This window comes from Paenibacillus xylanilyticus (assembly GCF_047246825.1).
GTDB classification, from domain to species: domain Bacteria; phylum Bacillota; class Bacilli; order Paenibacillales; family Paenibacillaceae; genus Paenibacillus; species Paenibacillus xylanilyticus_B.
Genome location: NZ_JBFOLB010000001.1, coordinates 2,307,248 through 2,319,134, shown reverse-complemented (window position 1 = coordinate 2,319,134; position 11,887 = coordinate 2,307,248). Strand labels below are relative to the sequence as shown.

The window sequence follows — 11,887 nt, the reverse complement described above, 5'->3', positions numbered from 1 at the left end:
CAAAACAAAATCCGAAAAAAGGTCAGGCTGTCTGTGAAGAACAGCCTGACCTTTTTGTCATTGTAATGGATAATCAATTTTACCTGTTTCCAGCAGTTGCTTTAATCCATCAAACATCAAACTCCAGCCCTGCTCTGAGCCGGTAATATATTCACGTTCTGCCTTCTCGATATCATCCGCTGTCCAGCCCTCTTCATGGGGAACAACCATCTCTTGTGTAAAAGTCATTTCAGAACCTTGCTCATTTGCCATGATGCTAACCGTAATGATGTCTTGTGTATCGCTAAATTGTGGCATTTCGAAAGTGAAAATGAGTGTGCCCGGCCGATTGATCTTCAGATATTCACCAATCGCTCGGTAATCCTTACCTTGACGATGATCAACGATCTCCCAGGTTCCACCTACCCGGGGGTCATTTTGGGTCACTTTATTGGTCGTTTCCAAGGTGAATAGCCACTTCTTCATACTGTGCGGATCTAACCAGGCATCAAATACCTGCTCTGGAGATACAACGAATTGACGTTTCATCGTTAAGGTTACGGTTGATGTCGTACTCATAATGAATTCTCCTCTGCTAAATGAAATGGAGTTGTCCAGCTACAGGTTAAGTATACTGGCTAATAAGTCCACTTTTAAACGTTAAATTGATATCACAAGAAAGAAATTTTTGGAAAAACAGGTGATGGAGGGACTGTGAACGAAATGATTGTAAAGTAGAATACGGCGATGGATATCGTAAATCGGAAGGGGCATGTACGATGAATTTGGCTAATCGAATCACGCTGGCAAGGATGGCTTTAATCCCGTTATTTATGTTGTGATATATTCCTTTATCGCCCTCAAATGTGGGACAGATTACATAAGGGTGAACTACAAAATGCTTCAATTAGGGAAGTAGAGAGATAGAGAATTGTCGTTATTTTTGGGTGAAGGAGGTGAAGGGCAACTGATTAAAGCTAGAGTTTTGCTGGTTAAACCAGGGTCATTCATTGAAGAGGAGACAGGGATAGATAACTGGCTGATTGCTGTGACACAAATGCCGGAAGTGCGGTATGCCGATGTATATGATCGCAAACAGGTAGAACGGTTGATGATGAGTCAAAAATTTGGACTTGATGCTCTTCAGATGGCTATTCATGTATTCGACCAGAGTGGACATCCATTAATCGGATATGAGGTCCCAAGTGGAATGAATATATGGCAAGATTATTTGCGAGCTATTCGCAAGTTGATGGAGCAGGGTAAAGCCTGTGTGAGTTACGGAATTGATCCTTACTTGCTCGAGATGGAGTGCTTGGCTAATGGACAATTAAGGTGTGCTATTCGTATGGAGTTGGACCCACAGGATGTATTCACTCAGTTCGTTACATCTGAAAAGGCGTTTTTGTTAGAGCTGTTGAGAGCTATTGAATTTCTATGGAACAAGCTGCTGCATGAGTACCATACACAGAGTGGGCTCGATATTGCCAAACCGAGAAACGACGGTGAAGATATATTTATAGAGATTGATTCTTTGCATGAATGGGTTTCTCAGTTACCCGAATAATCGTATTTAAAAAAACAGACTCTGCACGATACATGCAGGGTTTCTTGGCCGTTATAACAAAACCCAAAAAAGTATGGGGCCTCGGCAGCGTTCCGAGTATACTTGTAGTAGTAGCCAAAACCACAGATACATATTGGAAAAGAGCACAACTGTGCTGACTCAGGAGGATTTTAATGCATCAAGAGCATACCAGGGGTCTAGAAGACGACTGGATTCAATTCATGATCCTAACTACCAAACTGGAACTGCCTCCCTTGCCCCCAGATACATTGGATCGTCCAAGGCTCAGTTCAAACAGAGAACAATTATACCAATTCAAAGTTACGCTGCTGACTGCTCCGGCAGGTTCCGGGAAATCTACCCTGTTAGGCAGCTGGGTGCAGCATGAACAAGCAGCCTGTGTCTGTCTGGATGACAAAGATCAGGATCCGCTTCAATTCTGGTTGTACGTTATTCATGCATTGGACCGGGTAAGAACAGGATTCTGCCGAGATATTCTGCCGCATTTTTTGCGAGGCTATAGCATACAGCCGCGATCAGCGCTGGTGCTGTTACTGAATCACCTTGCCTTGTCCGATAAGCCTGTCTTACTTATTCTGGATGATTACCACGCTGTAACCCAAGCGGAGATTCATGAACAAATGGAGTATTTTATAGAAAACATGCCTCCATCAACGCATCTCGTATTGTCGAGTCGCACATCTCCTCCTTTCAGGCTGGAGAAGCTGAGGCTCCGTGGGGAACTCGGCCAGGTTATGCTTCAAGATCTGGCATTCACCGCAGAAGAAGGGATAGAGTTCTGTCAGGGAGCCATGAAGCTTAACATTACCAGCGCGGATGCGCGTAACTGGGTGCTGCAGACGGAAGGATGGGTTGCCGGGCTTAAGCTGCTCGCTTTGTCTCATATTGCAAGCGCAGAAGAAGATAAAAGTACGCGGAGTACCAGTCCGCTGGCTCAACCTTTGCGGGAAGATCCGCATCACTTCGGTGATCGTTCGGTTTCCGAGTATTTGCTGGAGGAAGTATTTTATCAACAATCACAGGAGCTGCAGCATTTTTTGCTGCGAACCTCTGTTGTACACCGAATGAACAGCGATCTAAGCAGAGTGCTGACTGGTATGGAGGATGCTCCGCAATTGCTCAGACATTTGGAAAAGGAGCATCTGTTTCTGATTGCGATGGATCGGGAAGCGAACTGGTTCCGCTATCATCATATGTTCTCTTCATTTTTGCGGCGTGAGCTGGCTCGTTATGGAACCGAACAGGTGAATGCACTTCATGCCAAGGCTGCACAGTGGTATGAACAGCAAGGATACTCGGCTGAGGCACTGGATCATTATATTCTCGGTCAGCATATGCAGGATGCAGCCCGATTGCTGGAAGAATTGTTTGCCCATTTTATAATGGGAGAATGGTGTACACTTCGAAAATATTTCGATGTTTTGCCACAAGAGGTCGTCAAGGCTCGCCCCAAGTTGTATATGTCGTATTTGTTTCTCATTGCACGTGAACGGCCTTATGGTCAGATGATGAAGGAACTTGATGAACTGGAACACATGATTGAGGTACATTTGCATGACCAGTTACCCCCTGAGATTAGGAGATATTTGCTCCAGGTGGTCTGTGTGATGAGGGCTTATATGGCTTATCTTAACAGGGATCTGCAGGGGTTGTCCGACTATTTGATTTCCTATATCGATCAGGGTTATCCGGATGATATTGCGTTTCAGTACATGGATTACGACCGGAGAGAAAGCATGCGCCTGCGCAGTTTCCACGGGGTTAACGGTTCTTTGCAACGAGGTGAGATGTGCTTCGGTACAATCACGAATCGTTGGTTTTCCGAGAATTCTTATGTGACATCATATTATGGCACTGGATACGCTGAAGTGAAGCTGGAACAGAATCACTTGTCTGAAGCTACGCGTTATGCGGACCTTGCTCTCGAAGTAGCACTTCAGATCAAAGTGGCTGCACTGCTGGTTCCGGCTTACGTACTTAGAGCCAGAATAGAGCTTGCCCAAGGCAGACCGAATGCAGGGATAAAATTGCTGCAACAGCTAAGCGTGCTGTTATCTGCCAAAGATCTCGAATACTGGCATCCCATCATTCAGGCGCATCAGCATCGACTGCAGCTCGAGATTCAACCTACAGAGACAGCACAGCTTATGATTGATGACTCCATAGTCGAAAGAGTTAACCCTGAGATCAGTTGTGATCAGGTATTTAGCTCTCTTGTACGTGTACGAGCCAGGATCCTGCTGGGAGAAAATGAACTGTCCCTCATTGAACTGGAACGCTTACGCAAGCTAGCTGAAGAACGAGGCTGGTTAACAGAACAAGTTGAATGCGGCCTGCTTGAGGCTCAGATCCTTCAACGCCAAGGGCATAAGGTTGAGAGTATGGTCCCGCTGTCACGTGCCATCGTGATTGGCAGCTCAGAGGGCTACATTCGTTCCTTTGTAAACGAAGGGGAACCCGTCAAGCGCCTCTTACAGCACTATCTTCATTTGCGTCGTACACATTCCATACAAGATTCGGGTATCAAATTGGCATATGTGAAAGAACTGTTAGCTGCCTTTGCAAAACAAAACCGGGAGGGCGTATCTTCCGTCCGACTTAGTCCCATGGAGCAGAGAGTATTTGGTTACATCGCCGAGGGGCTGACCAGCAGACAGATTGCAGCTGAGTTCGGAATCTCGGCAGGAACGGTAAATACCCATATAAGACGGGTGTTTGCCAAGCTTGGTGCCAATAGTCGTGCACATGCCGTACAGATTGCCGAGCAGCAAGGGTGGCTGTGAAACTCGCAAAAGGATGTCTATCGTTTTGTAGACTATTTTCTCCATGAGGACTCTCCTACAATAAAGACAATCAGTAACTTTGCTGCTTAAGATGATGCAGGGTTAGAGTCATGTAGGAGGTAACGTTAATTCATGTCGACACATCTATCGAAACGAAAAGCACGCAACAAAAGCAACAGAATCTTGCCGTATCTGGCAGTACTGTTATCTGTATCAACGCTTACTGTTCCTCAAGCAGTGAGCGCAGCAGCGGGAGCAGGAAGTATAGATGATTTGCAGCAGGCTGCACCTTGGGCGAGACAAGCTATTGAGATGGTCATGGAACAAGAGATGATTCCGGGAATGCAGGATGGTTTGTTTCATCCGGGATTGAACCTTACACGTGGTGATCTGGCATACACACTGGTTCGCATTGCGGGGTTGGATCTGAAGTCTGAGGTCCAAGTTCAAGCAGGACAGTTCAAGGATCTGTACACCCAGACCGAGAATTTGGCTTCTATTGAATTGGTTAAATCGGCAGGAATCATGAAAGGTTATCCTGATGGTACGTTTCGTCCAGACGGGCTCGTGACCAGGGAGGAACTGGCGGCAACGTTGATCCGAATGCTGAATGTCAGGGGATATGCCGAGCCTGTAGGGAAGACCAACATATTGTCATTCAAGGATACTTCAAGCATCAGTTCATGGGCATTAGAGAGCGTGCAGCGGGCTGTTGAATTGGGTTTGTTAAAAGGGGAGAATGGTAACTTTGCTCCGAAACGTCCTACTACAAGACAAGAGATGGCTGTAATTGCGCTGCGTGGAAGCGATGCGATCAAGATGCTTGAAGGAACTTCCGAACAGGGGAATGCCGGTTCAGATTCCGATTCAGATCCTGATTCGGATAAGCCTGAACAAGTGACGGAAGTGGAGGGGACGACTTCAGGCAATGGAGCTGCCGGGAATTCTGCCGGGAATACAACGAATGGGTCGGGAACCAATTCCGGTAATGGAGGCGGGAGTACAGGAGGAGGAGGCTCAACGCCAAGCAACCCAACGAATCCGACAAATCCAACAAATCCAACAAATCCAACGACGCCATCCACCCCAGAACCGGTGAACCAAGCTCCGGTGGTCGTTCGTGAGGGATTACCGGATCAGGAACTTATATTGGATCATGCGCCTCTGGATTTTCAGGCTTCCTCCTACTTCAGTGATCCCGATGGAGACGCCCTGCAATTGAGTATTGTGGATGGAGATGAAGCCATCGTTGCTGCCACGGTAGATGGCCAGATGATCAAACTTGCACCAATCGCTGAGGGAGAAGCAGTTTTGACAGTCAAGGCTGTCGATAATCAAGGGGCTAGTGTTACTGCACAGCTCAAAATCACGGTCCTTGCCAATACGATCAGTCGACAATTCCCTGATCCTTATTTAGCGGGAGCCATTGCCTATTGGCTCGAGAAGGATGTAAATGATCCGTTGACCAAAGAGGAACTGGTGGAAGCACTGGTACAGACCGACGGAGGACTCTATGCCAGAAATGCAGGTATTTCCGATTTGACGGGATACGAAATTTTCAAAGGTATGAACGTTACGGAAATTGACCTGTCAGGCAACAACATCAGCCAGGTGGACGCTGCAGGCTTCACGCAATTGAAGAAGCTGAATTTGGCTGGCAATCAACTTACAGAGGTTCATGTTTCCGGACTTACGGATCTTCAGGAACTCGTATTGTCCTACAATCAGATGACATCCCTTGATGTAAGTGGATTGAATTCTCTTGAGTTGTTGGACATTGGTGACAACGAGTTGGCTCATTTTCCAACCGGAATCGCTGACCTATCTTTGCTGCAATATTTAAATATCAGTAACAACTCCATTTTGCTTAGAGACGAACCTGACTTTACTTTACATCTGGGACTGCTCGAACGTTTACCGATGTACGATTTCGATGATGCTGCACCTATGCTGATTGAGGCACCCGCGGGAAATACAGCTTATGTCGGAGATGAAGAGACCGAGATTGACCTGGGATACATGTTTGAAGATGAGGATGACGAGAGATCAACACTGGTCCTTACAGCCGAATCACCGGATCCACAACTGGCTGAAGTCAGAATGGATGGACAGAAGCTGTACGTCAGAGCTCTTGCATCAAGCGAAACCCCAATTCGGATTAACGTGCAGGCAAGAGACATGTTGGGCAAAATGGACACGGGATATGTAGAGGTCATGCTTAAGATGAAAGAAGAATTGCTTTGAATTGTAATTGAACTATAAAAGGATGAGCGCATCTCCATTGGAGGTGCGTTATTTTTATGCTGCATACCGTCAGATAATGTTAAAATACTCAAGGAGATGCCAGGAATTATTCCGTTTTTAATGAGGAAATGACAAGGGAGGGGAATGGAGATGTCCCAAGGAACGATGAATCCGAGTACGGCGGAAGATTCAGCCTACGTTCGTCATCAATTGATTGCGTTTAATGCGGCGCATCTGAGCGAGGAACTGAAACACCGCTATGAAGAATTGAATTTTAATATCAAAAATGAGGCTGGAGAAATCGTTGCTGGTGTTCTGAGCACGCTGTGCTGGAACTGGCTGGAGCTTGATATCCTCTGGGTAGATGAGCAGCAGCGTCATCGAGGATATGGTTCCCGATTATTGCTTGAAGTCGAACGCATAGCGCGTGAGAAAGGCTGTGATTTTATTATGCTGAATACATTCTCGTTCCAGGCACCGGAATTCTACAAGAAGCATGGCTATCAATTGATGGCAACCCTTGAAAATGCCCCAACAGGGCATCGTCATTATTATTTTAAAAAGGATCTCACATAGAGTATAGAGTACAGAATAAGACAGAAAGTCAGGGGGATGGGTCTATGGTTACAATCAAAGCCATTGAACTTCAGGATTTACCAGCCTTAAGCAAACTGTACAATGAGTTAATGGGGACACCAACCAATGAGCAGCAGATGCAAAAAATGTTTCGCTACATACAGCAAAATGGTCATTATCACGTGCTTGGTGCTTTTTATAATGGCAAGCTGGCTGGATCTGTCATGGGGATCGAATGTATGGACCTCGTGGGTCAATGCAAGCCTTTCATGGTCGTGGAGAATGTAATCGTATCGGATCAGGTCCGCAGGCAGGGGATTGGTCAGAAGCTGATGCTCCAGATTGAACGGATTGCGAAGGATCTCGGGTGTGAGTACATGATTTTGGTATCTGGCGATCAGCGCAAGGAAGCCCATGTTTTCTATGAGAAGCTTGGATTCAAGGATGAGAAGGTTCAAGGGTACCGTAAGCATTTGAGCTGAGTATTTTCCGTCTGTAATTGTACCCGGGAGCGAGCGTGGATAGGTCGGTTTGTAATTCAGGAAAGGAATGGTAAAACCTCTCGGGCAGTTGATGCTTCCATTATAGGAATGAACGTTTTGTTGCACGAGAGGGGAATTCTGGTGTTCTGATGTGTACAATCATGGGCTTGCTTTGTGTTCCTGTTTTCTCTTGCGTAAGCGTCCGACGATATATAGTAACGTTGGGAAAAGGAGGAAATTAATCGGCAGCACAAAGCGGATCCAGATTACTTCCAGCAGGGTTTTGGACGAAGGATCGAGCCTGACTATTGTCATGGCCAAAGCCCCAATGATAAACGCAGCAACCCACAACCACTTTTTCCACCCATTGGTTCGACCGATCCATTGGGCTGAGCCATAACTGGCGATGAACAGGTAGACGGATTGCTTAATGAAGACACTGATCACCCAGATGGAAACCATGATAATTTCCAGACTCTGAATAAATTCCATCAGATAGACGAGTTTGACCATTTCGAAAAAAGGATAATGGATTCGTTTGGCCAATTCTGCTCCAAAGGTCATGATGACCCACACAGCACCCAAAATCAGAAACGTCGTCGATAAGAAGACAGCGCTCAGTATACTTTTGGATAGCTGCCGCTGTTTATCTGCTTTGTTGGAAAAGGAGGTAAAAGAGATCAGCATCATGACTAGAGAGACTTCGCCGAGCAAAGAGGTCGGGGCCAGGGCCCCTCTCATAATCGGGAACATGCCTGAATCGGAATAGATAGGCAGCAGGGCATTTACCCGCAGATTATGGGAAGTCAAAATAATGGTGAACACAAGAATGAGCAGAAGAATGGGGCCCCAGAGTTCACTTAAGCGTCCAATGGTCTCAATCCCACCTTTGTAGACAGCATAGACGACAACAGCAAGCATAGCCAGGACAATCAGATAGTCGGGTGTTTTGGGTAACAGGCTGAGCCGGATAAAAGTATATTCCTCCCTGAGCATAACTGCGATCACCCAATACCACTGAGCAAGATAGAAAAAACCTACAACTTTCCCTAATCCTTTGCCGAGGATGGTGGTGGTGAATTCGATCAGTGTCTGGTCCGGATATAGCAGGCTGACCTTGATACATATCCACCCGATGAACAGGCTGACCAGACCGGCCAGGATCATTGATATCCAGACATCCTGCTTGCTGCTCTGGATTGCAAAGTTAATGGAGAGCAGCAAGTTCATGCCGATTTCGATAGACATGATAAGCCAGAACAATTGACGGTTATTGATCTGCATTTTATTCTTCTCCTTTGGACACATCCGGCAGCAACGATTTTCCCGTCAGCCCCGCTCCATCCACTTTGACACGCACTTTAACGGAAATATCTGCGGTTCGGAAAAGCGTATTCCAGTCTCCGGCCATCTTTTTCCACTGCTGAGGATACTTACGATGGATGATATCTCCGAAATCAAAAATATCTGTCTGAAATTCATCCTGAACTTTGGTCACGATATGTTCGATTTGTCGTTGGAGCTGCTGATTCAAGCGCGTCTCCACTTTCTTGATATTCTCGGGAATCGACAGATCTAAACCGGTATTGTTCTCGGGTATCTGTCCTTGAGCAGACAGCTCGACGTTCAGCCGAATGGGATGGGTGTTGATAACCGGTTTGACTTTGGATTTGAAATTCCTGGCTCGTACTGCGACTGTGCTCTCCCGTCCATCCATCTGCGCGATCAAATCCCGGTTACGAAGTTTGTTGACGATCCATAATCTTGCCCAGTATTCGTTGAAACCCAGGTATCCGGTCAGTTTCAGGGAACGGTCAAAGATAGCGGAACCAGCTGCCTCCAGTGTCGGCGTGGGGGGGCTATCATTCTCATTCTTTTTTTTAGACTCGCCAGGCGGTGAAGCAATTTGCAGCACAGGCATGACCGATCCGCCGTAAGCATTACTCATGATAAAAAAATCGAGTAGAGAACGGCCTACCGGTGCGCCGATTTTTTCCTGAATCTTGAGTACGGCGACTGAGGGGTTCTTTTCCATCTGATTGGACAACGACATAGCCTGCTGGGCTGTTCCTCCTTTGACCACGAATATATTGGTTCTTAGCCGCAACTCCGGGTTTCTGGCATATTCATCGACAATATGGCCAACGCCCTTCTTGGCCAAGGACTCCCCGAGAAAAATATTGCGGCGATGGCTTGCGAACAAAACACGTGACATTTTTTTTTGAATGTTTTGTGCAGCGTCAATGACACTTCTGCCTTTTGCCGTCTGCAACATATATTCATTATTTCCTCCTTGAGCACCACCTGATTTGGTATTCGTGGGTACCACAATGTTAGCTGTTGCCGTGAAGCTCCCATCTTCGTTAAGGTCCATACCCCAGCCAAGAATGATCGCCCGGTCATTCATTTCTTGTCGGTCCCAGCAGCCAGTAGTGATAACCAAAAGTACGAAGAGAAGCGGCATCATGGTATAGAATCGAACGCTGTTCATTTGGATTTGCTCCTGCTCTCTTGGGATTGGTCTGACTCAACATCGGGCGGAATGCTGGCAAGCATCTGTTTTTTATCTTTCTTTTTCCATACCGGCCCTCGGAATAGAACGTCATTCAGATGGCGGGAAGATGATGGTGCAACAGGAGTCATGTACGGGACACCAAATGGCTTCAGCGAAACAAGGTGGACACTCAGCGCAATCAGAAACAATACAATCCCATAGAAACCCATAAAACCAGCGCACACAAGCAGAGGGAAACGGAGCATCCGGAATGCAAATCCCAGATTGTATCTGGGAAAAGCAAGGGAGGCAATTCCAGTCGTAGCGACAATAATCACCATGGGTGCCGAAATAATGCCCGCTTCTACTGCAGCCTGACCGATGACCAAGGCACCTGCAATGCTGACTGCAGGACCGACTTGCTGAGGCAGTCTGATTCCTGCTTCACGCAGTCCTTCAAACACAAATTCCATGATGATCGCTTCAAAAACGGCCGGTAAAGGAACTCCTTCGCGGGCAGAGGCAACGCTAATCAATAGGGATGTTGGAATGACCTGCGGATGAAAGGTAGTCAGTGCGACATACAGAGACGGAAGCAGCAGGGAAATGTGTACAAAAGTATAGCGAATCCAGCGTACAAACGTCATGTATTGAAAACGTTCATGGTAGTCTTCGGCAGACTGGAGACCAGTCCAATAATTCATCGGAGCAATCAGTACAAAAGGGTTGTTGTCCACAATGATGGCAACCTTGCCTTCCAGCAGACTGGCTGCTGTTACATCCGGTCGTTCGGTGTTCTGCAGTTGGGGAAATGGGGAATAGGGATTGTCCTCAATCAGCTCCTCAATATTAGCTGACCCTCCCAAAGCCTGAATATGGATCTGCTGCAGCCTCTTCCGAACGAGATTAAGCAGCTCATCCTGAACGATACCCTCGATATAACAGAGGACGACTTCCGTTCTAGTCAGTTCACCCATGCTCATGGATTCCATCTTCAGCTGGCTGCTGTGAATTCTTTTACGCAGTAGTGAAGTGTTAACACGCAGAGTTTCAGTAAAGCCATCCCTGGGACCGCGCACGACCTTTTCTGAGGTAGGTTCCTCAATGCCTCGTTGAGCAGATTTGGAGAAATCCGCGAGAAGGCCTTGGTTTTCTCCCTCAATAAGGATCCCGGTTTGTCCAACCAGGATGCCATCCATCAGGTTGGACAATGTTTGAGTCTGCTGTACCTTGCCTGCTGCTGCCAGTTTATCGCGCGTTAAGGCGCCCAATTTCTTTTCTGCAGCAGCCTGAGCAAGTTCTCCCCCTGGAAGAAAAGGCTGGAGCAGCAGCTGATCGAGCAATTGGGTGTCACACAAGCCATCAACATAGATCAGGCAAGCGGCTAGAGAGTTTTCGACATTGATCGTACGAAAGACGACATCAGAGCAGTTTGTGAAGGAATTTTGTAATCCCTGAAGATTGGACTTAAGATTTGCTTGGATGAAATCAGAAGTAGCACTTGCTTGATCAGCTGTCTCCGCTTGAGGGCCTGTTGGTACAGGCAGGGACGGTGTGCTTTGTTTTTTTCTGGAATTAAATTGGAACATATGGTCAACACCTCTAAGTTAGGTATTTGCTGCTAATGGAGAAGCTATGCACGAGCGAAGTGAAAAATTGGATCAGCGGCAAACACTAGAGTGGAAGAATTTCCTTGATGACCAGAAGGATTACTTAAGGAGTAAGGCGAATAAGGCATAGT

Annotated in this window: 9 protein-coding genes; 5 read left to right on the top strand and 4 right to left on the bottom strand. The window is 46.8% G+C overall.

The annotated features are described in order from the left end of the window. Positions 1 to 57: 57 nt before the first annotated feature. The gene (locus tag AB3N00_RS10110; RefSeq protein ID WP_413034401.1) at positions 58 to 558 is read right to left on the bottom strand and encodes an SRPBCC family protein; all 501 of its coding nucleotides are present in this window, start codon (positions 556 to 558) and stop codon (positions 58 to 60) included. A gap of 406 nt (positions 559 to 964) precedes the next feature. On the opposite strand from AB3N00_RS10110, the gene AB3N00_RS10105 reads away from it, so the two are divergent. The 5 genes from AB3N00_RS10105 to AB3N00_RS10085 all read left to right on the top strand — a co-directional run bounded on the left by AB3N00_RS10105 (position 965) and on the right by AB3N00_RS10085 (position 7,652). Beyond that, positions 965 to 1,546, top strand: coding sequence for a hypothetical protein (locus tag AB3N00_RS10105; protein WP_413034400.1), 582 nt, complete (start codon positions 965 to 967; stop codon positions 1,544 to 1,546). Between the two features lie 173 nt (positions 1,547 to 1,719). Beyond that, on the top strand, positions 1,720 to 4,350 hold the full coding sequence (locus AB3N00_RS10100) for a LuxR C-terminal-related transcriptional regulator (RefSeq protein ID WP_413034399.1): 2,631 nt from the start codon (positions 1,720 to 1,722) through the stop codon (positions 4,348 to 4,350). 132 nt (positions 4,351 to 4,482) lie between these two features. Next, positions 4,483 to 6,594: an S-layer homology domain-containing protein gene (locus AB3N00_RS10095; protein WP_413034398.1), complete on the top strand. Its 2,112-nt coding sequence runs from the start codon at positions 4,483 to 4,485 to the stop codon at positions 6,592 to 6,594. Positions 6,595 to 6,744: 150 nt separating this feature from the next. Continuing rightward, positions 6,745 to 7,170, top strand: a complete 426-nt coding sequence (locus AB3N00_RS10090) for a GNAT family N-acetyltransferase (protein WP_413034397.1) — start codon at positions 6,745 to 6,747, stop codon at positions 7,168 to 7,170. 44 nt (positions 7,171 to 7,214) lie between these two features. Further along, positions 7,215 to 7,652 (top strand): GNAT family N-acetyltransferase, encoded by a 438-nt coding sequence (locus tag AB3N00_RS10085; protein WP_413034396.1) that lies wholly within the window; start codon positions 7,215 to 7,217, stop codon positions 7,650 to 7,652. Positions 7,653 to 7,811: 159 nt separating this feature from the next. Here the strand turns inward: AB3N00_RS10085 and AB3N00_RS10080 are convergent, their stop codons facing one another. Genes AB3N00_RS10080 through AB3N00_RS10070 form a run of 3 tightly spaced genes read right to left on the bottom strand, consistent with a single transcriptional unit; the run spans position 7,812 to position 11,735 of the window. Then, complete coding sequence (locus AB3N00_RS10080; RefSeq protein ID WP_413034395.1) at positions 7,812 to 8,936, bottom strand: GerAB/ArcD/ProY family transporter; 1,125 nt, start codon at positions 8,934 to 8,936, stop codon at positions 7,812 to 7,814. Position 8,937: 1 nt separating this feature from the next. Continuing rightward, on the bottom strand, positions 8,938 to 10,143 hold the full coding sequence (locus AB3N00_RS10075; RefSeq protein WP_413034394.1) for a Ger(x)C family spore germination protein: 1,206 nt from the start codon (positions 10,141 to 10,143) through the stop codon (positions 8,938 to 8,940). Continuing rightward, positions 10,140 to 11,735 carry a spore germination protein gene (locus AB3N00_RS10070; protein ID WP_413034393.1) on the bottom strand — a complete coding sequence of 532 codons (1,596 nt, stop codon included), beginning with the start codon at positions 11,733 to 11,735 and terminating at the stop codon, positions 10,140 to 10,142. The genes AB3N00_RS10075 and AB3N00_RS10070 overlap by 4 nt, the downstream gene beginning before the upstream one ends. Positions 11,736 to 11,887: the final 152 nt, after the last annotated feature.